This window comes from Amycolatopsis sp. NPDC041971, assembly GCF_055588925.1.
Genome location: NZ_JBVJCE010000022.1, coordinates 112,704 through 137,426 on the forward strand (window position 1 = coordinate 112,704; position 24,723 = coordinate 137,426).

The 24,723-nt window shown below is 69.2% G+C and carries 24 protein-coding genes and 2 pseudogenes; 17 read left to right on the forward strand and 9 right to left on the reverse strand.

Annotated elements, in window-relative coordinates; translation table 11 throughout:
- Positions 1–112: 112 nt before the first annotated feature.
- The 3 genes from ACZ6DT_RS34255 to ACZ6DT_RS34265 are packed head-to-tail and all read left to right on the forward strand — an operon-like array spanning position 113 to position 4,841.
- The gene (locus ACZ6DT_RS34255) at positions 113–1,279 is read left to right on the forward strand and encodes a sensor histidine kinase (RefSeq protein ID WP_465603060.1); all 1,167 of its coding nucleotides are present in this window, start codon (positions 113–115) and stop codon (positions 1,277–1,279) included.
- The gene (locus ACZ6DT_RS34260; RefSeq protein ID WP_465603062.1) at positions 1,276–1,938 is read left to right on the forward strand and encodes a response regulator; all 663 of its coding nucleotides are present in this window, start codon (positions 1,276–1,278) and stop codon (positions 1,936–1,938) included. The genes ACZ6DT_RS34255 and ACZ6DT_RS34260 overlap by 4 nt, the downstream gene beginning before the upstream one ends.
- The gene (locus tag ACZ6DT_RS34265; RefSeq protein WP_465603064.1) at positions 1,938–4,841 is read left to right on the forward strand and encodes an AfsR/SARP family transcriptional regulator; all 2,904 of its coding nucleotides are present in this window, start codon (positions 1,938–1,940) and stop codon (positions 4,839–4,841) included. Before ACZ6DT_RS34260 ends, ACZ6DT_RS34265 begins: the two co-directional genes overlap by 1 nt.
- Here ACZ6DT_RS34265 and ACZ6DT_RS34270 read toward each other — a convergent pair.
- The gene (locus ACZ6DT_RS34270) at positions 4,813–5,253 is read right to left on the reverse strand and encodes a hypothetical protein (protein ID WP_465603065.1); all 441 of its coding nucleotides are present in this window, start codon (positions 5,251–5,253) and stop codon (positions 4,813–4,815) included. The two genes, ACZ6DT_RS34265 and ACZ6DT_RS34270, sit on opposite strands and share 29 nt — an antisense overlap.
- 78 nt (positions 5,254–5,331) lie before the next feature.
- On the opposite strand from ACZ6DT_RS34270, the gene ACZ6DT_RS34275 reads away from it, so the two are divergent.
- From ACZ6DT_RS34275 to ACZ6DT_RS34290, 4 genes are all read left to right on the forward strand, one after another.
- Complete coding sequence (locus ACZ6DT_RS34275; RefSeq protein ID WP_465603067.1) at positions 5,332–5,484, forward strand: hypothetical protein; 153 nt, start codon at positions 5,332–5,334, stop codon at positions 5,482–5,484.
- Positions 5,485–5,682: 198 nt separating this feature from the next.
- Entirely contained in the window at positions 5,683–6,522 is an 840-nt protein-coding gene (locus ACZ6DT_RS34280) for a class I SAM-dependent methyltransferase (RefSeq protein WP_465603069.1), read from the forward strand.
- Between the two features lie 7 nt (positions 6,523–6,529).
- A complete protein-coding gene (locus ACZ6DT_RS34285; protein ID WP_465603071.1) occupies positions 6,530–7,141 on the forward strand; it encodes a TetR/AcrR family transcriptional regulator in 612 nt (203 codons plus the stop codon).
- 92 nt (positions 7,142–7,233) lie between these two features.
- Positions 7,234–7,695, forward strand: a complete 462-nt coding sequence (locus ACZ6DT_RS34290; RefSeq protein WP_465603073.1) for an ATP-binding protein — start codon at positions 7,234–7,236, stop codon at positions 7,693–7,695.
- A 70-nt stretch (positions 7,696–7,765) separates the two neighbouring features.
- Here ACZ6DT_RS34290 and ACZ6DT_RS34295 read toward each other — a convergent pair whose 3' ends face one another.
- A complete protein-coding gene (locus ACZ6DT_RS34295) occupies positions 7,766–8,368 on the reverse strand; it encodes a TetR/AcrR family transcriptional regulator (protein WP_465603074.1) in 603 nt (200 codons plus the stop codon).
- A gap of 88 nt (positions 8,369–8,456) precedes the next feature.
- On the opposite strand from ACZ6DT_RS34295, the gene ACZ6DT_RS34300 reads away from it, so the two are divergent.
- Complete coding sequence (locus ACZ6DT_RS34300; protein WP_465603076.1) at positions 8,457–9,506, forward strand: NAD(P)-dependent alcohol dehydrogenase; 1,050 nt, start codon at positions 8,457–8,459, stop codon at positions 9,504–9,506.
- Between the two features lie 79 nt (positions 9,507–9,585).
- On the opposite strand, the gene ACZ6DT_RS34305 is transcribed toward ACZ6DT_RS34300, so the two are convergent.
- Both ACZ6DT_RS34305 and ACZ6DT_RS34310 read right to left on the reverse strand, forming a co-directional pair.
- Positions 9,586–10,473 (reverse strand): lysostaphin resistance A-like protein, encoded by an 888-nt coding sequence (locus ACZ6DT_RS34305; protein ID WP_465603162.1) that lies wholly within the window; start codon positions 10,471–10,473, stop codon positions 9,586–9,588.
- Between the two features lie 55 nt (positions 10,474–10,528).
- Positions 10,529–11,101, reverse strand: coding sequence for a TetR/AcrR family transcriptional regulator (locus ACZ6DT_RS34310; protein ID WP_465603078.1), 573 nt, complete (start codon positions 11,099–11,101; stop codon positions 10,529–10,531).
- A 74-nt stretch (positions 11,102–11,175) separates the two neighbouring features.
- On the opposite strand from ACZ6DT_RS34310, the gene ACZ6DT_RS34315 reads away from it, so the two are divergent.
- The 5 genes from ACZ6DT_RS34315 to ACZ6DT_RS34335 all read left to right on the forward strand — a co-directional run bounded on the left by ACZ6DT_RS34315 (position 11,176) and on the right by ACZ6DT_RS34335 (position 17,260).
- Positions 11,176–12,915 carry an ABC transporter ATP-binding protein gene (locus ACZ6DT_RS34315; protein WP_465603079.1) on the forward strand — a complete coding sequence of 580 codons (1,740 nt, stop codon included), beginning with the start codon at positions 11,176–11,178 and terminating at the stop codon, positions 12,913–12,915.
- Between the two features lie 185 nt (positions 12,916–13,100).
- Positions 13,101–14,132: an L-threonine 3-dehydrogenase gene (gene tdh / locus ACZ6DT_RS34320; protein ID WP_465603081.1), complete on the forward strand. Its 1,032-nt coding sequence runs from the start codon at positions 13,101–13,103 to the stop codon at positions 14,130–14,132.
- The gene (locus tag ACZ6DT_RS34325) at positions 14,132–15,313 is read left to right on the forward strand and encodes a glycine C-acetyltransferase (protein WP_465603082.1); all 1,182 of its coding nucleotides are present in this window, start codon (positions 14,132–14,134) and stop codon (positions 15,311–15,313) included. Before tdh ends, ACZ6DT_RS34325 begins: the two co-directional genes overlap by 1 nt.
- Positions 15,310–16,224, forward strand: coding sequence for a LysR family transcriptional regulator (locus ACZ6DT_RS34330; protein ID WP_465603084.1), 915 nt, complete (start codon positions 15,310–15,312; stop codon positions 16,222–16,224). Before ACZ6DT_RS34325 ends, ACZ6DT_RS34330 begins: the two co-directional genes overlap by 4 nt.
- 40 nt (positions 16,225–16,264) lie before the next feature.
- Complete coding sequence (locus tag ACZ6DT_RS34335; RefSeq protein ID WP_465603086.1) at positions 16,265–17,260, forward strand: TerC/Alx family metal homeostasis membrane protein; 996 nt, start codon at positions 16,265–16,267, stop codon at positions 17,258–17,260.
- Here ACZ6DT_RS34335 and ACZ6DT_RS34340 read toward each other — a convergent pair.
- A complete protein-coding gene (locus tag ACZ6DT_RS34340) occupies positions 17,257–17,445 on the reverse strand; it encodes a hypothetical protein (protein WP_465603168.1) in 189 nt (62 codons plus the stop codon). The two genes, ACZ6DT_RS34335 and ACZ6DT_RS34340, sit on opposite strands and share 4 nt — an antisense overlap.
- A gap of 349 nt (positions 17,446–17,794) precedes the next feature.
- Between ACZ6DT_RS34340 and ACZ6DT_RS34345 the strand changes: the two are divergent.
- Positions 17,795–17,949: pseudogene (locus ACZ6DT_RS34345) on the forward strand (HNH endonuclease); the annotation flags it as partial.
- A gap of 865 nt (positions 17,950–18,814) precedes the next feature.
- Here ACZ6DT_RS34345 and ACZ6DT_RS34350 read toward each other — a convergent pair.
- Both ACZ6DT_RS34350 and ACZ6DT_RS34355 read right to left on the reverse strand, forming a co-directional pair.
- The gene (locus ACZ6DT_RS34350) at positions 18,815–19,597 is read right to left on the reverse strand and encodes an alpha/beta fold hydrolase (RefSeq protein ID WP_465603088.1); all 783 of its coding nucleotides are present in this window, start codon (positions 19,595–19,597) and stop codon (positions 18,815–18,817) included.
- 81 nt (positions 19,598–19,678) lie between these two features.
- On the reverse strand, positions 19,679–20,311 hold the full coding sequence (locus ACZ6DT_RS34355; RefSeq protein WP_465603089.1) for a TetR/AcrR family transcriptional regulator: 633 nt from the start codon (positions 20,309–20,311) through the stop codon (positions 19,679–19,681).
- Between the two features lie 48 nt (positions 20,312–20,359).
- On the opposite strand from ACZ6DT_RS34355, the gene ACZ6DT_RS34360 reads away from it, so the two are divergent.
- From ACZ6DT_RS34360 to ACZ6DT_RS34370, 3 genes are read left to right on the forward strand one after another with little or no spacing between them, the layout of a single operon-like run.
- Complete coding sequence (locus ACZ6DT_RS34360; protein WP_465603090.1) at positions 20,360–21,307, forward strand: patatin-like phospholipase family protein; 948 nt, start codon at positions 20,360–20,362, stop codon at positions 21,305–21,307.
- The gene (locus ACZ6DT_RS34365) at positions 21,304–22,152 is read left to right on the forward strand and encodes an SDR family oxidoreductase (RefSeq protein WP_465603091.1); all 849 of its coding nucleotides are present in this window, start codon (positions 21,304–21,306) and stop codon (positions 22,150–22,152) included. The genes ACZ6DT_RS34360 and ACZ6DT_RS34365 overlap by 4 nt, the downstream gene beginning before the upstream one ends.
- On the forward strand, positions 22,149–23,630 hold the full coding sequence (locus ACZ6DT_RS34370) for a flavin-containing monooxygenase (protein ID WP_465603092.1): 1,482 nt from the start codon (positions 22,149–22,151) through the stop codon (positions 23,628–23,630). The genes ACZ6DT_RS34365 and ACZ6DT_RS34370 overlap by 4 nt, the downstream gene beginning before the upstream one ends.
- Positions 23,631–23,677: 47 nt before the next feature.
- Here the strand turns inward: ACZ6DT_RS34370 and ACZ6DT_RS34375 are convergent, their stop codons facing one another.
- Both ACZ6DT_RS34375 and ACZ6DT_RS34380 read right to left on the reverse strand, forming a co-directional pair.
- Positions 23,678–24,439 carry a hypothetical protein gene (locus ACZ6DT_RS34375; protein WP_465603094.1) on the reverse strand — a complete coding sequence of 254 codons (762 nt, stop codon included), beginning with the start codon at positions 24,437–24,439 and terminating at the stop codon, positions 23,678–23,680.
- Positions 24,440–24,443: 4 nt separating this feature from the next.
- Positions 24,444–24,623: pseudogene (locus ACZ6DT_RS34380) on the reverse strand (papain-like cysteine protease family protein); the annotation flags it as partial.
- Positions 24,624–24,723: the final 100 nt, after the last annotated feature.

A 24,723-nucleotide genomic window follows, 5' to 3' on the forward strand; every position in this document is an offset into this window, starting at 1 on the left:
GGTTTCATCCGGATTTCATCGGTCCATGCTCATCCGGCCTCCTACCGTGGGCGGAGACGGTTGCCGCCCGCCGCACGATGACGCACTCACCGGGACTTCCTAGGCTGATGCCGTGCTGAGGATCTTGCGGGACCGGTTCCGGGCACGGGTGCAGGTCAGCCTCAACCGTGCCGGACTGACCCTGCCGTGGTGGGGGGCGCTGTGCGCCAGTGCGGTGAGCTTCGTGTTCACCGCGGTCGCGCTGGTGCAGCGGGACGCGCTGCTGCCGCCCGAGCCGATCGCGCTGGCCGGTCTGATCGTGATCGCGCCGTCGGTGATCTGGACGATCACCAACTGGATCATGCCGTGGGTGCGGATGACGGCGTTGATCATCGCCTCCTCGGTGCTGCTGATCGAGCCCGTGCTCCCGGATTTCGCGCCGTTGCTGCTGCTGGTCGCGGCCACCGAAGCGGGCAGTGTCCTGCGGACGACGTGGGGGATCGCCCTCGTCACCGTCGCGGGCGAGGCGGTCCTGGTCGTGGCCGGGATCTGGGGCGGGCTGATCGGCGGGCCGGTGTACATGGTCGCGATTCTGCTCGGCCTCAGCGGCGGGCTCATGGTCCGCTGGTACACCAGGGTGCTCGACGCCGAACGCGGCAACCGTGACGCCTCCCGTGACAAGGCCCTGCTCGCCGAACGCCAGCGGATCGCGCGTGAGGTGCACGACGTCGTCGGCCATTCGCTCAGCATCACGCTGCTGCATCTGACCGGTGCCAGGCACGCGTTGCAGCAGGACCGCGACGTCGACGAGGCGATCGAAGCGCTCACCGAAGCCGAGCAGGTGGGACGGGCCGCGATGGCCGACATCCGCCGCACGGTCGGGTTGCTCGCCGACTCCCCGTCGGGCAGCGCCCCGCTGCCGGGCGTGGAGGACGTCGCGACGCTGGTGGAACGCACCCGCAGTGCCGGACTCGCGGTGCGCTATACACAGGAAGGCGACCTCGGCCTGGTAGGCGCCTCGGAAGGATTGGGCCTCTACCGGATCGTGCAGGAATCACTTGTCAACGTCGTCAAGCACGCCCCCGGAGCGACCGCGGAGGTCCGGCTGAGCGCCGGCCGGTCCGGTGTGAAGCTCATCGTCAGCAACACCCTCCCCTCGAACGTCCGGCGCTCGGCCGAGGACGGTTCGGGACTGGCGGGGATGGCCGTCCGCGCGGCCCAGCTCGGTGCCGATCTCAGCGCCGGGCCCAGCGGCAGGCAGTGGATCGTGCAGGTCACCGTGCCGGGAGCCACCCCGTGACCGCCGCCGAGATCCAGGTGCTCCTGGTCGACGACCAGGAGCTGGTCCGATCCGGGCTGCGGCGCATCCTGCGGCGTCGCGACGGATTCGTCATCGCGGGGGAATGCGGCGACGGTTCGGACGTGCCCGCGGCGCTGGCCGCGCACGAGGTCGACGTCATCGTGATGGACCTGCGGATGAAGAACGTCGGCGGCGTCGAGGCGACCAGGCGGCTGCGCCGGTCCGGCGGCCGTCCGCCCGTGCTCGCGCTGACCACGTTCGACGACGACAACCTCTTGGCCGACGCGCTGCGAGCGGGTGCCGCCGGTTACGTGCTCAAGGATTCCCCCGCCGAAGACCTGATCCGGGCCGTGCGGGCGGTCGCCGCGGGTGACGCGTGGCTCGATCCCGGGGTCACCGGCCGGGTGCTCGCCGCGTACCGGCAGGCCGCCGGGAACGGCAGCGGCGGACGTTCGCCGGAACTGCTGACACCGAGGGAGCAGGACGTGCTCCGGGCGATCGGCCGCGGGATGACCAACGCGGAGATCGCCGCGGCACTCGTCATTTCGGAGGTGACCGTGAAAAGCCATATCGGCCGGATCTTCACCAAACTCCAGCTGCGTGACCGGGCGGCGGCGATCGTCTACGCGTTCGACCACGGGATCGTGGTGCCGGGCTGATGAGCAACGATGGGGGGACCATGCCGGACTCGCGACTTCGCTTCGAACTACTCGGCCCGTTGCGGGCCTGGCACGGGGAGACCCGGCTGGACCTGGGGCCGGTCCGGCAGCAGGCCGTGCTGTCCGCGCTGCTGCTGCGCCCGGACGTGACCGTCAGCCACTACGAACTCACCGACGGGCTTTGGGAAAAGCCGCCGGAGTCCAATGTGCTGCCGGTGTACGTCCGGCGGCTGCGGCAATGCCTGGACACCTCGGGGCAGAAGCCGCGGGACTCGGTCATCGTGTCCGATCGCGGCGGCTACCGGTTCGCCAGCGGCGGGGTGCGTCTCGACGTGGTGCGGCTGGAGGAGATCGCCGTCGTCGCGGCCGCCGCCGAGGAGGCGGGCGACTTCGTCACCGCGGTGGACACCTTCGCCGACGCGCTCCGGCTGTTCCACGGCGAGCCGCTGACGGGGCTGCCCGGTGCGTTCGTCCAGGGCGAGCGGCGACGGCTGGAGGAACGCAGGCTTCTGCTGCTGCGCCGGAAACTGCGGGCCCAGCTGAAACTCGGGCGGTTCGACGAGGTGATCGGCGAGCTGTCGGCGCTGGTTTCGGCTGATCCGCCGAGCGAGCCGCTGGCCGCGTTGCTGATGCGAGCGCTTTACGGCGGCGGTCGGCAGGTGGAGGCGCTGGAGGTGTTCACCGACGTCCGGGAGCGGTTGATCGAGCAGCTCGGCGTCGATCCGGGTGAGGAACTGCGGCAGGTGCAGGAAGCGGTGCTGCGCGGGGACGAGAAGCTGCTGGGTGTCGTGCCGCGCCGCGAGCCGTCCCGCCGGATCCGCAACGAACTGCCCGCCACCAACGGCGAACTCGTCGGCAGGGACCGGGAACTAGCGCTGCTGGTCGAGGACGGCGATCCGGAATCGGTCTCGGTCGACGCCGTCGACGGCGTTCCCGGCGCGGGGAAGACCACGCTCGCGGTGTGCGCGGCCCACCGGCTCCGCGAGTCCCATCCGGACGGTGCGTTGTTCGTGGATCTCCACGGCCACACCGAAGGCCGCGAGCCGGTGAAGCCGGAGCGCGCGCTGCGACGGTTGCTGCGCGCGGTCGGTGTCGAAGACGGCGCCATGCCGGACGATCTCGACGAACTGGCCGCGTCGTGGCGGGCGGCGACCTCGCAGCTGAGGTTGCTGCTGGTGCTCGACAACGCCGAATCCGCCGGGCAGGTGCGGCCGCTGCTGCCCTCCGGGCCGGGTAGCCGTGTGCTCGTGACCAGCCGTCGCCGTCTGTCCGGTTTGGACGCCGATCGGCGGGTTTCCCTTGGCGCGCTGGGGCTTGAAGCAGCGGAAAGGCTGCTCGGCCGGATCGTGGGGGCACCGAGGGCCGAGGGTGAACGGTTCGCCGTCCGCGCGCTGGCCGGACTGTGCGGACGGCTGCCGCTCGCGTTGCGGATCGCGGGCGCCCGGTTGCAAAACCGTCCGATGTGGACGTTCAAGGACCTGGTGGACCGGATGTCGGACGACGAGCGCAGGCTCGGCGAGCTGACTGCCGAGGACCGCAGCGTCGAGGTGGCACTGCGCCTGTCCTACGAGCAGCTTCGGCCGGCCGAGCAGAACGCGTTCACGGTGCTCGGCCTGTCACCGACGCCCGAATTCGACCGGCTTTCGGTCGCCGCCCTGCTGGGCAGCTCGCCCGCCGAAGCCGAGCGGCAGCTGGAAAGCCTGGTCGACGCCAGTCTCGTACAGGAACCGGCGAGCGGTCGTTACCGGCTGCACGACCTGGTGGCGGTCTACGCGCGGCGGCTCGCCGGCGAGATGCCCGAAGACGTCGCCGACGCGGCGCGGAAACGGGTGTACGGGCTGTATCTCGGCGCCGCTCGCCGGGCGAGCGAATGGGGTGTCGCGCGGTTCCCGGTGGAATCCGGTGGAGCGTTCACCGGGCAACGGGACGCTTCCGCCTGGCTCGACGCCGTCGGAGACCTGCCGGAGGTGGTGACCCAAGCCGCGGAGGCGGGCCTGGACGGCTTCGCTTGCTCGATCGCCGAGGGACTGGTCGACTATCTCGCGCGCCAGCAGCGGTACCACGAATGCCGGACGGCACTGCAGCTCGCGTTGCCACTGGCGGAACAGGCCGAAGACGGACGCCTCGTCTCATCGCTGCGGTTCTGCCTCGGCTACGCCTACGCCATGCAAGGGCAGCTGGACCGGGCGCGCGGCTGGTTCGACGACGCGCTGCGCGCGGGCCAGGCCTCCGGCGACCGCGGGGTGGAGGCGCGGGCGCTGGGCGGGCTCACCATGGTGGATCTGATCGCGGGACGGCACGATCTCGCGATCCCCGGCATGCGGCGGGTGATGATCCTGGCCGACGAGGTGGGGGACCGCTGGCTGGCCGAACGGTCGCTGTCCGCGCTCGGCTATCTCGCGTACCTGCGAGGCGAGCACGAGGAAGCACTCGACCACCTCGGTCGTGCCCGTGAGCTGAGCGAGGAGATCGGCAGTCCGGGAATGCTGGCCAGGGTGCTGTGCCACAGCGGCACCGTCCGCCTCGAGACCGGCAGGTTCGCCGAAGCCGCGCTGGATCTCCGGCGGTCCGTAGAACTCGCCGAGGAGACCACGGACGGTCTGCTGACCGCGACCGCTCTCGCCCGCCTGGGTGCCGCGGAACTGGAACTGGGGAACCTCGACGCGGCGTTCGAACTCCAGCGGCGGGCGCTGACGGCGGTCACCGAGGAGACCATCGTCGGGATGGAGTCCGAGATCCGCAACCGGCTCGGCCGCACCCATCTCGCCGCGGGCGATCCGGTGGCGGCGAGAAAACACTTCGAGTGGGTGCTCACCACCATCGGATCCGACGGCGATTCCCTGCAACGCACCCTCGCACTGGAAGGTCTGGACCTCACCAGACAGTCGGTACGCCGGCGTTGATGATCGTGAAGCGGTGGCCGGCCATGCTCGTCCGCCAGCGCTCGAAGTAGGCGTCGGCGGCGTCGGCCAGGTGCACCCCGGCACGGACCTCGTGGACGACGCAGGCCCAGTCGGCGGCGTCGCACAGCACCAGTTCCCGGGGTGCCCCGCGTTTGCGGAGCACGGACGCACACAGAGCTCCGCGCCTGCCGATATTGCTGTTCTCGAGGCAGTGGCGGAGGTCTTCGACGGCGTGGGCGGCGGTCTCGAACACCGTCCACCGGTACTTCGGCGACGGGCGGCCGTCGGCCCACGGCATGAAGAACGCCGCCCAGCTCCAGCCCGGTCCGACGACCCCGTCCCGTTCCCCTGGACTCGGCACGTCGTCCCGGGGTGTCACCATGTTGTACGGGGTCCGGCTCGCCGGGCTCATGCACGTCTCCTCGTGGACCACCGGTTCCGCGGGTGCGGATCCGTGCCCGGAACCGTAGGGCGGAGCCATGAAATCCCAATGAAACGCACGCGCTCACGGATCCCGGCGGCGCCGGTGACCGCCTACGACGTCGAACAGAGAAGCGGATGCATGTCCGCCGCGAGCTTCCAGCACGTCCACCCCGGACTGGGCGAGGAAGGCGAACTCGCGCCGGGCAGGCCGTCGATGTGACGCTCACCGTCACCGAGAACGGCATGAAGTCACCGAGGACAGCTGTATCTGGGTGCTTACGGGCATTTGGTCGTGCTGCGCGGCGGGGGACAAGGTCCGCACCGCTAGTTCACCGTCGCCGCTTGACGCCCGGACCAGTCCTCGTCCAGTATGAACACGTGTTCATGAACGTACGTTCATGACGAAGGAGGTTCTGGGATGTCCGGCATCGTCAACACCGCTCAGGCGGAGGCTTGGAACGGCTACGAGGGACGGCACTGGGCCGAGCACGACGAGCGCTACGACGCGGTGAACAGTGGTTTCAACGAATTCCTGTTCGACGCGGCCGGGATCGGCGAGCGCGACCGGGTGCTCGACATCGGTTGCGGCAACGGACAGGTCACTCGGCTCGCCGCCGTCCGCGCCTCGCTCGGCGGCGCGACCGGCGTGGATCTGTCCGCGCCGATGCTCGCCACCGCGCGGGCCCGCGCGGAGGCCGACGGTGTCGCGAACGTCGTGTTCGACCAAGGTGATGTCCAGGTCTTCCCGTTCGGTGACGGCGTTTTCGACGTCGCGATCAGCCGGTTCGCGGTGATGTTCTTCGCCGATCCGGTCGCCGCCTTCACCAACGTGCGCCGCGCCTTGCGGCCCGGCGGCAGGCTCGCGTTCCTGTGCATGACCGAACTCGCCGGAACCGATCTCGGTGCCGTTTTCGGCGCACTGGCACCGTTTCTGCCGACCCCGACCGGCGCGGACGGAACCGGGCCGACGTCGTTCGCCGATCCGGCGCGAGTCCGCTCGGTGTTGACCGACGCAGGATTTCTCGATGTCGCCTGCACGCGTGGCGAGGCCGATCAGGTCTGGGGGAGCGATGTGCCGGACGCGGCCGGTTTCCTGGCGGGCTGGGGGCCGGTCAAGTATCACCTCGACCAAGCCGGTACCGAAGCCGCGGCCGGTGCGCGGAAAGCTCTTTCGGTCGCCCTCCGGCCTTTCGACGGACCTCGTGGGATCCGGCTGCGCGGCACGGCGTGGCTGGTCACGGCTGCCGCGCGCGGCTGAGCCCCCGATGTCACCGAGGAAAGCGGCGGCCCTGCGCCACGCCGAAGACGGCCGGAGTTTGCGCGAGCACCTGATCGCCACGGCCGCGGACCTGATTTCCGCCCACGGCACCGCGGAACTCACGGTCCGCGCCATCGCGCGTGCGGCCGGTGTCGCCGACGGCGTGCTGTACAACCATTTCTCCGACAAGGAGGAGTTGCTGGCCAACGCGTTGGCGGAACACGTGCGCGGGGTCGAAGCCGCGCTCGGCGAGTTGCCCGCGGCCGGTTCGGGGACGGTCGAGGCGAATCTCCGGGCCCAGCTGTCCTACGGTTTGGCTTTGCACAAGGAGATCCTGCCCGCGTTCGCCGGGTTGCTCGCCCGCCCCGCCGTGCTCGCGCGATACGGGGAACTGGGCGAGGGTGGAGAAACCTGGCGGGACCGCCTCGCGAAATACCTGTGCACGGAAAAGGAACTCGGCAGGCTGGGCGGCGATGTCGAAGCGGCGGCGGCGATGCTGGTCGGTGTCTGTCACGAAACGGTGCTCGCCGGCCTGCTCCCGCACGGCCCGAAGGTGACCACGTCGCCCGGTACGGAAGCAGTGGTCACGACGGTGCTGGACGGTATCGCGGCCCGATGATACTCGACCCGGGTTGATCGGCGCGCGTTCTGGGTAACCGGATTATGCGGCTTCAGCAGGGAGGCCGCGCGCGCAACGGGAAGGGTGGCTCCATGATCAGCATCGCGGAGCATCCGGTGCCGGGGACCTGGGTGCTCGACCTGCGGACCACCACGCCTCGGGCCTTGCCCGACATGCGAGCCTGGGTCGTCAGATGCCTTCCCGATTTCGGCGAGGGGCATCGTGACGACGTCCTGCTGGCGGCGACCGAACTCGTCGCCAACGCTTATGTGCACGGGGGTGGCGCACGTCACATCCAGTTGTGGCGCGGCGTGACACCGTGCGCCGTCCGCGTCGAAGTCGCGGACGTCAGCGTCGAACAACCCCGGGCGCGTCGTTCGCGCATCGAGGATCCCCGCGGACGAGGGCTGCTCGTCGTCGACGGGGTGGCGGTGCAATGGGGCGTCCGGCGTGAGTCGGTGCGCGGCGGAAAGATCGTCTGGGCGCATATCCGGTGCGACGGCGGCTGTCCGGAAGCGCTCCCGCGCGTGCGCGGGAGGCGCTCCCGGAGCTGACTCAGCCTGGCCGGCAGAAGATCCGCTCCACCAAAATCGATGTCTTGCCCGATGCTCGACGTGAAGCACGTCACATCTTCGTGCGCCCCTCGATGGCCACGCGGGCCGCCTCGACCGACTTCCGGACGACGACTTCCGTGGAATAGCCCTGTTTCGTGAAGACCCCGTCGAGGTAGAACGTGCCGTAGCCGTGTGCCTGGGTGAACAACTGCTCCATCAGTTCCAGCCCGTCCTGTGGCCGATCGGCGACGGTAAGACAGAGCATGACGAATTGGTCGGTCAAACGGCGGGTCTGCTCGTGCAGCTCGGCGTGCTCCGGTCCCTGCAGGCCGTCCGCGTAGATGACGTTCATCCCGGCCCGGCGTTCGATCAGGTACTCCGTGTACGCGCCGGCGGCCGCGGCGAGCGCGGCGACGGGCTCGCTCTCGGCTTCGACGGCGGCGTGCACCCTGTCGGCCAGCCGGCAGGCGACGCTGGTCGCGATCGCGGCCAGCAGGCTTTCCTTGTCCGGGAAATGCCGGTACGGCGCGCCGGGGCTGACCTTCGCACGCCTGGCGACTTCGGCGACGGAGAACGCGCCCAGTCCCTGTTCGGCGATCAAGTCGAGCGAGACCCGCACGAGTTCGGCGCGAAGGTCGCCGTGATGGTACTTGCCGCCCATGTCGTGGATCACACCGTCCAGGTCGCGGAATATGTAAGAGCCCTCTTACGCTAACGGTAAGTGACCTCTTACATGGTCTCACTGTTTCTCGGAGGGTTTCATGACGACGACCACGCACGCCATCGCCGCGCCGTCCCCGGGCGCCGCTCTGTCGCCGACGACGATCGAGCGTCGCGACCTGCGTCCGGACGACGTGCTGATCGACATCGCGTACGCGGGGATCTGCCACAGCGACATCCACCAGGTGAAGGAGGACTGGGGCAGCGCGATCTTCCCGATGGTGCCCGGCCATGAGATCGCCGGTGTCGTCGCCGCGGTCGGCTCCGACGTCACGAAGTACCGGGTCGGGGATCGCGTCGGCGTCGGCTGCATGGTCGACTCCTGTGGCGAGTGCGAGTACTGCCTCGCGGGCACCGAGCAGTTCTGCCTCAAGGGCAACATCCAGACGTACAACGGAGTCGGCTTCGACGGCGAGAACACCTACGGCGGTTACAGCCGCCAGATCGTCGTGAAGGACGGCTTCGTCTGCCGGATCCCGGAAGGGATCGGCCTCGACGTCGCCGCCCCGCTGCTGTGCGCGGGCATCACCACCTACTCCCCGCTGAACCGCTGGGGTGCCGGGCCGGGCAAGAAGGTCGCCGTCGTCGGCCTCGGCGGGCTCGGCCACATGGCGGTCAAGATCGCGGTCGCCATGGGCGCCGACGTCACCGTGCTCAGCCAGAGCCTGAAGAAGCAGGAAGACGGCCTGAAGCTGGGTGCGAAGGACTACTTCGCGACCGGTGACGTGTCGACGTTCCAGACGCTGCGCGGCCGTTTCGACCTCATCCTCAACACCGTGTCGGCGACGCTGCCTGTCGACTCCTACCTCGGCATGCTGCGGGTCGGTGGGGCCATGGTCAACGTCGGCGCGCCCGGCGACCCGCTGTCCTACAACGCCTTCTCGCTGCTCGGCGGCAACAGGGTGCTCGCCGGATCGATGATCGGCGGCATCGCCGAGACCCAGGAGATGCTCGACTTCTGCGCCGAGCACGGCATCGGCGCCGAGATCGAGACGATTTCGGCCGACCAGGTGAACGTGGCCTACGACCGGGTCGAGAACAGCGACGTCCGCTACCGGTTCGTCATCGACGCGGCGACCATCGGCGCCTGAGGACGGGCTCACCGGTCCGTGAAGGCCTCCTTGAGGGACCCAGAGTCCCTCAAGGAGGCCTTCACGGACTCGGGAAGCGTCACATCAGCAGCAGGGGCACCGTGTTCATCGCGGTGTGCGCGGCGATCGGTGCCCACAGGTTGCGGTAGCGCGACCACAGGTAGCCGGTGAACAGGCCGAAGAACCCTTGGAAGGCCACGATCGCGCCCAGGGTGAGTGGGAGTGACCCCTGCCCGTGCGTCGGCAGGTGGAGCCACGCGAACAGCAGCGACGCCAGCAGGATTCCTGGCCACCGCCCGAAAAGCGCCTCCAGCCGGGTCTGCAGCATGCCGCGGAAGAAGACTTCTTCGAGCACGTTCGCGGTGAAGAAGGTCAGTGTCGCGACCACCGCCAGGTACACCGGATCCGGGTAGTCCTCCGCGGTCGGCAGCGGCGGCGCGAACGGGCCGAGGACGTAGAGCCAGCCGAATACGAGTACCGCGGGAATCGGCGCGAGCCATTGCCACGTCTGCCGGGGCCGCCACGTGAGCCGGAACGGATCCGGTTTCCCTTGCGGGCGCAGGATTCGCAGGAGAATCAGCGGCAGAACGAGGAACACGAGCGGCTTGGCGAGGCCCCAGATGTCGCGGACGAGCGTCTGCTGTCCCGTCATCGACACGAGGAACAACGCCAGCGGCCACACAAAAGCGATGAGCGCCAAGGAACCTGCTTGACGGCGCAGGGCGCGGCGGTCGTCCACCTCGGCGGGCAACGATGGCGCGCGGAGCGGGATCGCGCGGACCAGCAGGATTCCTGCCAGTGCGGGAATCACCGCGCCCCAAAGGGAAAGCCGTTTGTCCGTATCCGCGGACGGCTGGATCGTGTCGTTCGCGGTCGCCAGCAACAGCGCGGGTGCCGCGAGGAAGACCAGGAGTCCGCCGATGAGGGCGACCCTGGCGACGTTCGGGCGCGCGTCGGTTTGTTCCATCACCGGGCAAGGATCTTCGAAGCGGCGCGACTCCGCGTCATCACTTCGTAGGACTTCAGCCGACCGCGATGACCTTTTCCAGGCTGCGCAGGCACAAGCTGAGTGCTTCGTGCTTCGGTGTCTTCCCATCCTGCACCGCTTCCCACCCCGTGTAGAGCAGGGCCCACAGCAGTTGCAGCAGCCATTCCTTCGACATCGCCGGGTCGATCGTGCCCTCGGCGTGCCCGCGCTCGATCAGCCTCAGCAGCGACCGGTCGTCTTCGCTCTCGTCCTGCCATTCGGGGCGGGTCACGAGATCCGGCATGGTGAAGAGCAACTGGAAGACGTCGCCGAACTCGAAGTACTCCTGGCACAACCTCGCCAGCGCGGCCGGGGCCGGGCCTTCGTCGAGCCGTGCCCGCCGCGTGCCTTGGGAGACCTTGTCGAGGGCGTCGTGGCTGATGGCGTCTATGAGGTCGGAGCGCTCCGCGAAATACCGGTGCACCGTGGTGCGCCCGACGTTCGCGGCCGCCGCGATGTCGGCCAGCGTGGCGCTCGGTTGCTTCGTCAGTTTCTCGATGGCCGCGTCCAGGATCGCGCGTCGGGTCCTCGCCCGGACACCCGTCTCGGTGGCCACACCCTCACTCATACCGGTACCGTACCTCGCTCTCCGATATGGAACTCGATTGACGATTTTGGAACACTCGTGTTCCATTCAGAACCATGGATACTCCACGATTGAAGGTGTTGTGGTCGTTCGCGCGACCGCACAAGGGGGCACTCGCGATTGGCCTGGTACTCGCCCTGCTCGGCTCCGCGGCCGGTCTCGCCACGCCCATGGTCACGAAGTGGGTGCTCGACTCGCTGGGCTCGTCAGCGTCGCTGGCCGGGCCCGTGCTGGCGCTGCTCGGCCTGATGCTGGTCGGCTCGGTGATCTGGCTGACGCAATGGATCCTGCTCGGCACGGTCGGCGAGCGGGTGGTGCTGCGCGCCAGGGAATCGATGGTGCGGCGGTTCTTCCGCGCGACGATCCCGGCGATCACCAAACGGCCGACGGGGGAACTGGTCACCCGCGTCACCTCGGACACCGTGCTGCTGCGCGAAGCGGCGTCGTCCAGCGTGATCGGGCTGATCAACGGCGTCGTGATGCTCATCGGCACCTTGGTGCTGATGAGCGTGCTCGACCCGGTGCTGCTGGCGACGACGGTGGCGGCCGTGGTGGTGGTGATCGCGCTGTTCGCGTGGCTCATGCCCGCCATCGCGAAGGAACAGGAGAAGGCGCAGGACCGGGTGGGCCGTCTCGGTGGCGTTCTCGAGGGCGCGCTGCGGGCGATCCGCACGGTGAAAGCCAGTCGCGCCGAAGACCGGCAGTCCGAGCGGATCCTGGTCGACGCCGAGGCCGCCACCGTGCACGGCGTCCGCGCGGTGCGGCGGGAGGCCGTCGCCTGGGTGGTGGCGTGGACCGGCATCCAGGGCGCGACCCTGGTGATCCTCGGCCTCGGCGCCTGGCGCGTCGACGCGGGCCTGCTCGAGGTGTCGAGCCTCATCGCGTTCCTGCTGTACGCGTTCGCGCTGATGGAGCCGATCACGGAACTGAGCCAGAACATGACCACGTTGCAGGCGGGCCTCGCGGCGGCGGGGCGGATCCGGGAGATGGACGCGCTGGAGATCGAAGAGGACACGGTGGCCACGGCGCCGGAAACCGCGGACGGGCGGGAGGGCCCGGTACTGGAACTGCGCGGGGTGACCGCCGGTTACGGCGGCGATCCGGCGCTGCGGGAGGTGTCGCTGAGGATCCCGAGGCGCGGACACACCGCGATCGTCGGGCCGTCCGGTGCGGGCAAGACGACGATGCTGTCGTTGATCATGCGGTTCGTACAACCACAGTCGGGTTCACTGCTGCTGGACGGGCGTGAGTACGCGGACCTGCCGTACGCGGATGTGCGGGCACGGCTGGCCTACGTCGAGCAGGAGACACCGATCGTGCCGGGGACGATCGGGGAGAACCTGCTCTTCACCCACCCCGACGCGACCGAGGAGGAGGTGCGGCGGGCGATCGGCGAAGTCCGGTTGAGCGACAAGATCGCCGCACTCGACGACGGACTGGACACCCCGCTTTCGTCGACGTCGGTCTCCGGCGGGGAACGTCAGCGGATCGCGCTGGCAAGGGCGATCCTGCGCACGCCGGACGTGGTGCTGCTGGACGAGGCGACCGCGCAGGTCGACGGCCGGACCGAGAGCGCGATCCACGACTGCATCCGGCGCCTGGCGCGTGAAGGGGCCGTGGTCACCGTGGCGCACCGGCTGTCCACGGTGATCGACGCGGACACCATCGTGGTGATGGAGGACGGTCGCGTGCGGGCGAGCGGCAGCCACGAACAGTTGCTCGCCACCGACACGCTGTACCGCGAACTGGTGGAGGCGTTGCGGATCGCGGGGGAGGGCGCGCCGGTCCCCGGCTGATCCGCTCAGGCGGAGACGGCGCGGACTCCCGATGGCATCTCGCTGTTGATCTCGTCGCTTCGAAGTCGTACTGCGGCAGGACTTCGCATCCGTCCGGGTGCCCGGCTCCTTGTGAAGACACGCTAACGAGGGATTTCAGAAACTCGCGATGGACCGAACAGCACAGGCGGACCAGACTTCGCGCCATGAAGGCATTGGTCAAAGCCGACCGAGCACCCGGGCTGGAACTCACCGACGTGCCGGACCCCGCCGTCGGCCCCGGCGACGTCGCCGTCCGCGTGCTGCGGGCCGGGATCTGCGGCACCGATCTGCACATCGACTCCTGGGACGACTGGGCGGCGCGCACCATCGCCGCGCCACTGGTCATCGGGCACGAGTTCGTCGGCGAGGTGGTCGAGATCGGCCGGTCGGTGACGACGGTCAAGGTGGGCGACCTGGTCAGCGGCGAGGGCCATCTGGTCTGCGGAAGCTGCCGCAACTGCAAGGCCGGGCGACGGCATCTGTGCGCCAGGACCAAGGGCCTCGGCGTGCACACCGATGGTGCCTTCGCGCAGTACGCCGTCCTGCCCGAGCAGAACGCCTGGGTGCACCGCACCAAGGTCGACCTCGACATCGCCGCGATCTTCGATCCGCTCGGCAACGCCGTGCACACCGCGCTGTCCTTCCCGGTCATCGGCGAGGACGTGCTGGTCACCGGCGCCGGCCCGATCGGCATCATGGCCGCCGCCATCGCGCGCCACGCGGGCGCGCGCAACGTCGTCGTCACCGACGTCAGCGGGCACCGCCTGGAACTGGCCCGCAAGGTCGGCGTCGACCTCGCGCTGGACGTCTCCGCCGGGACCATCGCCGACGCGCAGGAACGCCTCGGCATGGCCGAGGGTTTCGACGTCGGCATGGAGATGAGCGGGCGGCCCGAGGCGCTGCGCGACATGATCGCGAACATGTCCCACGGCGGCCGTGTCGCGCTGCTCGGCCTTCCCGCCTCCGACGTGTCGGTCGACATCGCCGCCGTCGTGCTGAAGATGATCCAGATCAAGGGGATCTACGGGCGCGAGATGTTCGAGACGTGGTACTCGATGTCCGTGCTGCTGCAGGCAGGGCTGGACATCTCGCCGGTGATCACCCACCGGTTCGGCTACACCGAGTACGAGAAGGCGTTCGCGACGGCCAGGGAAGGCCGCTGCGGCAAGGTCATTCTGGATTGGACGGAGAACTGATGTACGGCGCGATACGCGACGACCTCAAGGCCGGGCTCGCCGAGATCCGGGAAGCCGGGCTGTACAAGGGCGAGCGGGTGATCCGGGGACCGCAACGGGCTTCGGTCAGTGTTGACGGCGGCGACGTCCTCAACTTCTGCGCCAACAACTACCTCGGCCTCGCCGACCATCCCAAGCTGATCGAAGCCGCGCAAACGGCGCTGGACCGCTGGGGCTTCGGCATGGCGTCGGTGCGGTTCATCTGCGGGACCCAGCAGCCGCACAAGGAACTCGAGGCGAAGCTCTCCGAGTTCCTCGGCACCGAGGACACGATCCTCTACAGCTCCTGTTTCGACGCCAACGCCGGGCTCTTCGAGACGTTGCTGACCGACCAGGACGTCATCATCTCCGACGAGCTCAACCACGCGTCGATCATCGACGGCGTCCGGCTCTGCAAGGCGAAGCGGATGCGCTACCGCAACCGCGACGTCGCGGACCTGGAAGCCCGGCTGAAAGAGGCGTCCGGTGCGCGGTACCGGATGATCGCCACCGACGGCGTGTTCTCGATGGACGGCTACTTCGCGCCGCTCGACGAGATCTGTGCGCTGGCCGAGCGCTACGACGCCCTGGTGATGGTGGACGATTCGCACGCCGTCGGCTTCACCGGTCCGACCGGGCGCGGCACGCCCGAGCTGTTCGGCGTTCAGGACAAGGTCGACGTGCTCACCGGCACCCTCGGCAAGGCGCTCGGCGGCGCGAGCGGCGGTTACACCTCGGGTCGCGCGGAGATCGTCGAGATGCTGCGGCAGCGCTCGCGGCCGTACCTGTTCTCGAACTCGCTCGCGCCGTCGATCACCGCGGCCGCGCTCGCCACGCTGGAGCTGCTGGACGAGTCGAGTGAACTGCTGGGCAAGCTGCGCGCCAACACCGAGCTGTTCCGGCGCCGGATGACCGAGGCCGGTTTCGACCTGCTCCCCGGCGAGCACCCCATCATCCCGGTGATGATCGGCGACGCCGCCAAGGCCGGGAAGATGGCGGATCTGCTGCTCGACCAGGGTATCTACGTGGTCGGGTTCTCCTATCCGGTGGTGCCGCACGGTAAGGCCCGGATCCGGACGCAGATGTCGGCGGCGCACTCGACCGACGAGGTCGACCGGGCCGTCGACGCGTTCGTGACAGCAAGGTCCATGATGGACGGATGATCGATCCGCGACGGCTGCGCGTACTGCGCGCCCTCGCCGACCACGGCACCGTGACGGCGGCGGGCCAGGCACTGCACCTGACGCCGTCCGCGGTCTCCCAACAGCTGGCCGCCCTCGAAGCCGAGTGCGGCCAGCAGTTGCTTCGCCGCCGGGGCCGCCGGGTTTCGCTGACCCCCGCCGGTGAACTGATGGTGGTGCACGCCAACGCCGTCGCCGCCGAACTGGAACGGGCGCGGGCCACGCTGGCCGCGCTCGATTCCGGTGTCCAGGGCATGGTGCGGCTGGCGAGTTTCGCCTCCGCGATCACGATGGTCGTCGCACCGGCGATCGCCTCGTTGCGCGCCGGTTCGCCCGGCGTCTCCATCCAGGTGCAGGACGTCGAGGGGCACGCGAGCATCCCGCTGCTGCTCGACGGCGAGATCGACCTGGCGATCACCGAGGAGTACCGCCTCTCGCCACGAACGGATGAAAGCAGGCTCACCCGGTTCCCGCTGTACGTGGAGCCGTTCGACGCCGTACTGCCCACCGGGCACCGGCTCGCCGAAGCGTCTGAAGTGGACATCGACGAACTCGCCGACGACGACTGGATCGCGCCGAAACCCGGCAACCCGTGCCGCGACGTGCTGATGATCGCGTGCGCCAATCCGGAGATCCGGCACGTCTCCGACGATTTCCACGCGATCACCACCCTGGTCGCCGCTGGCGAGGGCGTGGCTTTGGTGCCGCGCAACGCTTTCGCCGCTGTCCCCGGCGCAGTCGCCGTCCCGTTGCGCGGCGAGCCGCCGTTGCGCCGCGTGTTCGCCGCCGTCCGGCGGGGGAGCGCGGACCATCCGCTGCTCAAGACCGTGCTCTCCGCGCTGCTGGACGCGGCGCCCGGTCATGCGAATGCGGACAAGACGAGCCGCGCCTAAGATCCTCCTCACCTGCCGTCGGACGAAAGACAGGGCGCGGATGCTCCAGATCGATGGCCTCACCTGGATCGTCACGATCGGGCTGGTGCTCGGGCTCCTGGCACTCGACCTCGTCCTCGCGGCCGTGCGGCCGCACAAGGTCGGCTTCGGCGAGGCGGTGGCCTGGTCGGTCGGCTACATCCTGGTCGCGGTGGCGTTCGGCGTCTGGCTGACGCTCGCGCACGGTGGCGACTTCGGACAACAGTACTTCGCGGGTTACATCGTGGAGAAGAGCCTGTCGGTCGACAACCTCTTCGTCTTCGTGATCATCATGACGACCTTCGCGGTACCCGAGGAACACCAGCACAAGGTGCTCACGTTCGGCATCGTCGTCGCGCTGATCATGCGCGCGATCTTCATCGCGCTCGGCGCCACGCTGCTTTCGTTGTTCTCCTTCATGTTCCTGCTGTTCGGACTACTGCTGATCTACACCGGCATCCAGCTGTTCCGGCACCGCGACGAGGATCCGGACGTCGAGAACAACGTGGTGGTTCGGACCGCGCGCCGCCTGCTGCCGCTGTCCACCGAATACGACGGTGGCAAGCTGTTCACCCGCGTCGAGGGGAAGCGGGTGGGCACGCCGCTGGTGGTGGTGCTGCTCGCGATCGGCGGAATCGACCTGCTGTTCGCGCTGGACTCGATCCCCGCGGTCTTCGGCGTCACCGACGAGCCGTACCTGGTCTTCGCGGCCAACGCCTTCGCCCTGCTGGGCCTGCGTGCGCTGTACTTCCTGGTGAAGGGCCTGCTCGATCGGCTGGTGTATCTGTCCGCCGGGCTCGCGATCATCCTCGGGTTCATCGGGATCAAGCTGATCCTGCATTGGGCCCATGTGGACATCGACGAAAGCGTCCCGGAGATCTCGACGCCCGTGAGCCTCGCGGTGATCATCGGCATCCTCGTCGTGGTGACGGTGGCGAGCCTGCTCAAGACCCGCAAGGATCCGTCCGCCAAGGCACATCCAGGTTCGCTGCGCGGTTCCCGCCCCGAAGAGGACTAACGCCAGCCCTGCGTGAGCAGGGCGAAAATCCGCTCGACGTCTTTCCGCGGATCCTGCCTGCCCCGGGTGAGCGCCGGGATGTCCAGCACGAATCGCGCGAGCGCGTGGCAGGCGATGTCGTCGGAGTCCACGCCGGCGTCCTCGGCGATGGCGGCGCCGAGGGCTTTGGCGTGCCGGGTCCACATGCGCTCGCCGTACTCCTGTAGCGCTGGGGTGCCGCTGACCAGTGCGGTGAAGCCGACGTACTGGGGTGCGCCGTGAGCGGAAGCCAGGTGGCGAGCGCGTACTCGCGCAGCGCCTCGACGCTTTGCTCTTCCGGTCGTTGCCGCACGGCGGCGAGCAGGTTCGTTTCACGGTCTTCGGCCTCGTCGAAGACCAGGGCTTCCTTGCCGGGAAAGTGCTTGAACAACGTCGTGGTCGACACGTCGGCGGCCTCGGCGATGTCGCGGATGCTCACCTGGTCGTAGCCCCGCTCCAGGAACAACTTCAGCGCGGCGTCCGCCAATGCCTGGCGGGTGGCCGCCTTCTTGTGTTCGCCGCGACCACCGGCTCAAAGACGAACCCGGCTGGACCTACCGGCTCGCCTCGGACGGCACCCTCACGGTCACCACACCGACAAGACAAACCCACGACAGCTCACCACCGCCCCCGCACGAACCCGCGTGGCCGAAGAACCACCACCGTTCTGAACCGTGGACGGAAAACGGCAACGGTCGGACTTCTGGTGCGGATCCTTCCGCGACAGCCATCTAGAGTCCTGCGACCGAGTGGTCGCTTCGCTTTATGGAGTCTTTGAGACGGCCACTGTTGCTGCCGAGCGCGGTTGTGTCTCGTTGCCGAAATGCGGCCATGGTCCGGGTCTCGCCGTGAGTCGTCAGCGCGATGGTGCTTCGAAACGGGGTGGCCTTGGACGTCGCCGTGTCCCAGTCGCTGCACCCCGCGTCCAGGCGGCCGCGCTTCTGCCCGTATTGCCGAAATCCGGCTACGGTCCAGGCCTCGTCGTGAGTTCCCAGCGCGACGACACCTCCGTACCGGTCAGCCGTTGCCGAAATATGGCCTCGGCTTCCTCTCGGGTCTTCGCGGCGACGGCGGTGGTCGCCAGGTAACGCGGGCTGCACCCTTGCGTGTCTAGGCTGCGGCGGCTGTGTCTCGTTGCCGAAATATGGCCACGGCCCCATCCTTGGGACTTTCGCGGCGACGGTGGTCCTCGCAGGAGCCTTGCGTGCTGCAATCGTGCGCGTACGAGCTGCTCTGTCTCGTCGTCAAAATCCGGCGACGCTCCGGCCTGCGCGGTGAGCTCCCCAACGCGACAATGTGCCGATCCGGTCAGCCGTCGCCGAAATCCGGCAACGACGTTCCAGCTGCCGCATCCCCAACGCCGCAGCAGACCACCACTGAAACGCTGCGCCTTCGCCCGAGCAGGTGTCACAAGAGAGGCGAAGAACCCTCACCTCACAACAGAATCCCGAGCAGGCAAACCGCAACCTCCGAAAAGGACCGAAGCGCACCACCAAAGTCGCCACGAGAGCCAACGCGATACCCGGGCGGCATGGTCTATCCCAGGAAGTCGCTCACCAGCTCGCTCGATGCGGGCCGGCACTCGTCGAAGTAGGCGTGCCGCGCGCCGGCGAAGAGGTGCATTCGCGCGTCGGGAATCCGTTCCGTCAGCAACGGCGCGTTCGCCACGGGGGCGAGCAGATCGTCGTCGCCGTGCAGGACCAGCGTGGGTGCGGTGATCTCCGGCAGCACGTCCCACGCGTCGTGGGTGTTGCTCGCGACGAGATGCCCGCGCACCGCGTGCGGCGGTATGCCGTGGGCGCCGAGTACCCGGTACGGACCGGGATTCGCCGCTCGCCAGACGGGTGTGTACATGAGATTCTCCAGCGTTTCCCGTGCCTCCACAGAGGACCGCCGGGCCAGCGCCAGCCGTACGTCGTTCGACCGCTCGACACCGTGTGCGCCGCCCGGCGAGGTGCAGCCGAGGACGAGCCGCCGCACGCGTTCGGGATACCGCGCGGCGACCCACTGCGCGACCCGGCCGCCCATCGAGGTGCCGTAGACGTCCGCCTCGGAGACGTCGAGCGCGTCGAGGACCGCGATCACGTCGTCCGCGAAACCCGGTGTGGAGTAAGCGGAATCGGGCGCGTCACTGGCTCCGGTGCCGCGATAGTCCATGGTGATCGTGCTCGGGAAGTCCCCGCGCGTACGGTCCCACCACGTGTGGTCGTTCGCCTGCCCGGCCAGCAGCACGAGCGGCCTGCCCGTGCCCTGCCACTGGTAGGCCAGCCGGGTCCCGTCGGCGGCGACGGCGTGGCCGGTGCGGGGGAGCGTGGTCATCCTTCTCCTGTTCGGTCGTTCCAGCGCCGGGCCGAGTGCCATCCGCCCTCGTCGCACGCGGGTGCTCCTGAAGCGCGCCGGTCACCGATGTGCTGCGATCCCGTCGTACATGACCCGCCGGACCGCCCGGCTCATCGCGGCCTGCCGTTCCGGTGACGGGTCGCGCAGTTCGGACAGGATCGACGCGAGGATCATCCCGTTGATCGCGCGGGCGGTGGAGTCCACGTCCAGATCCTCGTGCAGATAGCCGAGGCGGACGCCGTGATGCAGGTAGCCGGCGGTCAGCTCGGCGGCCGTCTCGTAGAAATCCAGCACCCGTTCGCGCATCTCGGCGTCGATGCCCGCCGCTTCGAGCAGGAGGAAGCGGGCCATCCGCGGGTCGCCGCCGAAGATCCGGGCGAGCGCGTCACCGATCCGCGCGCTCTGCTTGCGGTACTCGGCGAGACTGTTGACCGCGTCCGGCGCGTTGTCCGCGGCCAGCGCGGCGACCACCTTCTCGACCAGGTCCGTGATGACGTGGTCGACGATGTCCCGTTTGTTCTGGAAGTACCGGTAGAAGGTGCCGTGCCCGATGCCCAGCCGGGCGGCGATGTCGGCGATACCCGTCGCGTGGTAGCCGCGTTCGGCGAAACAGTCGAACGCGGTCTCCACGATCTCGCGCCGTAGTTCCTGCTTCTTCCGTGCGGCCCTGCTGACCGGGGTCTCCGTCGTCATTCCGTCAGCTTATTGCCTGACGCGTTCAAATGACATACCGTTCCAGAAATGACATGTCATTCCGCTAGGGTGCTGGTGCTCGGCTGCGGCGGCACCTCGGGGTTCGCCTGGACGGCCGCGGTCCTCGACGCGCTGCACGCCGAGGCGGGCTGGGATCCGCGCGAGGCGGACATCCTGGTCGGGACCTCGGCGGGCGCCGAGGCGGCGGCGATGCTCGGGGCGGGAATCCCGGCGAAGGCGATCTTCGACGCGGTGGCCGGCGCGCCCGGTGGTGATGCCGTCGTCGCCGCGCACGTCCGACGGGTACCGAACCGCTTCCCGCCGTTGCCGTCTCCGCGCTGGCCCGCGGCGGGCCTGGTCCGGGCCGCGCTGCGCCGGGACGTCGACACGCTCGCCGGTCTCGCGGGCCTGCTGCCTCGTGGCAGGGGCGACGCCGGCTGGCTCCGCGAGCTCGGGGACGCGCTGGCGCCCGGCGGCTGGGTCCCGCATTCCGCGACCTGGCTGGTGGCCGCGGACCTGACGGGGAAGCGGGTCGCGCTCGGCTCGCCGGACGCGCCGCCCGCCCGGCTCGGCGAGGCGATCGCCGCGTCGTGGGCGATCCCCGGCTGGTTTCCGCCGTCCGTTGTGGACGGACGGCCGCTGCTCGACGGCGGGACGGTTTCCCCGACGTCGGCCGACCTCCTGCTGGGGCACGACGTCGGCGAGGTCGTGCTCGTCGCGCCGATGAGCAGCGAAGGCGGGGCTCCGGCACGCGGTCCGGCCCGGCTGGAGCGTCTGCTGCGGACGGCGATGACCAGGCGCGTGGACGACGAGGTGCGACGGCTGCGCGCGGCCGGTGTCCGGGTGGTCCGGATCGAACCGGGACCGGCCGATCTCGCCGCCATGGGCGCCAACTTCATGGACGGACGGCGGCGGGAGCGTGTCCTCGCCACGGCGTCGCGGACAGCGCCCGGTCTGGTCGCCGACGCCTTCGAACGAGCGGGAGTGCGCGCATGAGCAAGTACCCGGATCTGGAACTCGACGGCGCACACGTGGCGATCACCGGCGCGGGCCAGGGCATCGGCCGCGCGACCGCGGCACGCATGGCTGCCCTCGGCGCGCGCGTGTCCATCGGCGATCTCGACCTCGAAGCCGCGAAACGCGCCGCCGCCGACATCGGCGGGACAGCCCATCACCTCGACGTCGCCGACCTGGCGTCCTTCGCCGCTTTCCTCGGCGACGCCGAACGGGCGAACGGACCGCTCGCGGTGCTCGTCAACAACGCCGGGATCATGCCCAACGGCGGTTTTCTCGACCTCCCCGACACACTCAACCGGGCGACCATGGAGGTCAACGTCTTCGGCGTCGTCCACGGCATGCGGCTGGCCCTGCCCGGCATGCTGGAGCGCGGACGCGGGCACATCGTCAACGTCGCGTCGCTGGCGGGTAAGTTTCCGGTCAAAGGGCTGGCGATCTACAACGCCAGTAAATTCGCCGTCGTCGGCCTGACCGCGGCGACGCGGCTGGAGTACGCGCCGCACGGCGTGAGCGTCTCCGCCGTGCTGCCGTCGGCGGTCGACACCGCGCTCGCCTCAGGGCTCGACATGCGGCCGATCCCCAAGGTGAAACCGGGGAGGATCGCCGACGCCGTCGTGGCTTCGGTCCGTACCCGGGCCGCGGAGATCGCGGTGCCCGGTTACGTCGGCGCGCTGGCCACCCTCGCGGCCGTGACGCCGGAACCGGCGCTCAACGCCTTCCGGCGGCTGATCCGGGACGACCGGGCCCTGCGCCCCGATTCACCGGAGCGGAACGGCTACCGCGCCCGTCTCCACCAGGACACCCATCGGGAGGAAAACGCATGAACGCGCAGTACGACGCCGTCGTCGTGGGGGCCGGTTTCGGCGGGATGGGAGCGGCGATCCAGCTCAACCGCCTCGGCTACGACAACCTGCTCATCCTCGAACGCGAGTCCGACCTCGGCGGTACCTGGCATGTGAACCGCTATCCCGGGCTGGCCGTCGACATCCCGTCGGCCACCTACTCGTACTCGTTCGAGCCGAACCCGCACTGGTCGCGTCTCTTCGCTCCGGGCGCGGAACTCAAGCGGTACGCCGAGCACGTCGCGGACAAATACCGGCTGCGGCGATACATGCGCTTCGGCTCGGCGGTCACCGGCGCGACCTGGGACGAGGCGAACGCGCACTGGACGGTCTTTCTAGCCGGGGGCGAGCCGGTCACCGCCAAGTACCTCCTCACCGCGACGGGATTCCTTTCCCAGCCGAAGAAACCCGACATCGCCGGGATCGACACCTTCGGCGGCAAGGTCATCCACACCACCGCCTGGGACGACGACCACGACCTCGCGGGCAAGCGGGTGGCGGTGATCGGCACCGGCGCGACAGCGGTCCAGCTGATCCCCGAGATCGCGAAGCTCGCCCGGGAACTGACCGTGTACCAGCGGACGCCGATCTGGGTGAGCCCGAAACTGGACTTCCCGGTGCCCAAGGCCGTCCGGCGAGCGTTCGCCGCCGTCCCGTTCACCCAGCGGGCCGCCCGGCTGACCGGGACCGCGGTGCTGGAACTGATGATGGTCTCCGGGGTTCTGCACTACAAGCAACTGCCGATGGCGAACCGGCTCGGCAAACTGTGGTGCCAGGCGCATCTCCGCCGCCAGGTGCGGGATCCCCGGCTGCGCGCGGAACTGACGCCGCGCTATTCTTTCGGCTGCAAGCGTCCGACGTTCTCCAACGAGTACTACCCGGCCTTCACCAAGGACCACGTGCACCTGGAGACGACGTCGATCGCGAAGATCGACGAGGCCGGGATCGAGACCACCGACGGCGGGCGGCGGGAGATCGACGTCCTCGTGCTGGCGACCGGATTCGACCTGTGGGAGGCGAACTTCCCGGCGATCGAGATCATCGGGCGCGACGGCCGGAATCTCGGGAAGTGGTGGCGGGAGAACCGGTTCCAGGCCTACGAGGGCGTCGCGATCCCCAAGTTCCCGAACTTCGTTTCGCTCAACAGCCCGTATTCCTACTCCGGACTGTCCTATTTCACCACCATCGAGACGCAGATGCGGCATATGGACCGGCTCTTCGGCGCGATGCGGCGGCGCGGCGCGACCGAGTTCGAGGTCACGCAGGAGGCCAACGACGCGTTCCTCGACCGGATGACCGAACGCCTCGGCGACTCGATCTTCGCCCTCGGGAACTGCGCCCCGGCGAACAGCTACTACTTCAACCCGCACGGGGAGGCGACCCTGCTTCGCCCGTCCTCCACGCTGAACGCCATCAGGGAGGCCGGGAGTTTCCCGCTCGAGGACTACACGTTCGCCTAGCGGGCAAGGGGTGCCGGGACCCCGCGCGGTCCCGGCACCCAGCGTGCTTACTGCCTGCGGAGCCGGAGCGTGACGGCCGCGCCCGCCGCGGCGAGGAAGACCGCGCCGAGTGCGTACGGCCACCACGGCACCGAGGTGTCGCCCACCGGGGAGGCACCGTAACCGCCGGCGGCGCCGGTGCGGTCGTAGGTCGAGCCCGGCAGTTTGTCGCCGTAGCGGCTCTGCAAGGCCTCGCGGTAGGCGGCGAGCGTCATCTTCTCGCCGGTCTTCGCCACCGAGGAGCCGTCGAGGACGGTCACGGTGTCCCCGTCGACGGCGTACCAGGCGCCCGCCTGCGGTTCGCTCAGGAGGTAGCCCTTGCCGACCTGCGCCGCGAGGCGCTTTTCGACGTCACCCGAGGCGACGTTGTAGACCGACCAGCCCGAGCCCTCGCGCTGCGACCACACGGTCGCCGCGTCACCGTTGCCGAGGGTGGCGGGTGTGGCGACATAGGCGAGTTCGGCGGGGACGGTGGACGTGCCGGCGATGAAGCCCGCGGTCGGCTGGTAAACCGCCACCTGTGTCCGCGGATCCGCCTTCGCGGCCCTGGCCGCGATGGCCGTGTCCGCGGCGTTGGTCCTGGCGGCGCCGGGGAACACCGCCTTGGCGAGCCGTTGGGTGGTCGCGTCACTGGTGACCACAGTGGACACCGCGGCGAGGTCGGCGGCGGTGGGCGCGCCGTTGGGGGCGTCGGCGGCGGAAGCCTGGCCGCCGAGCGCCAGTGCCAGTCCGAGGGCGAGGATCGTGGCGCCGAGGAAGGTTCGCTTCATGGTTTCAGTCCTTGATCCCGTAGACGGTGTGGGTCCAGGTGAACGAGTTGTTGGACCGGTAGGCGTTGTAACTCATCTGGTTGTAACGAGGGCTCGAGCCCCACGGATCGCCGTAGTAGACCGTCGTCGCGCCGTTCGTGTTGTCGTAGCCGTAGAGCACGTGCATGTGGCCGCCGCCGTTGGGGGGGGGGGGAGGGGGGGGGGGGGGGGGGGGGGGGGGGGGGGGTTGGGGGTGGGGGGGGGGGGGGGCAGGTGGGGGGGAGGGGGGGGGGGGGGGGGGTGGG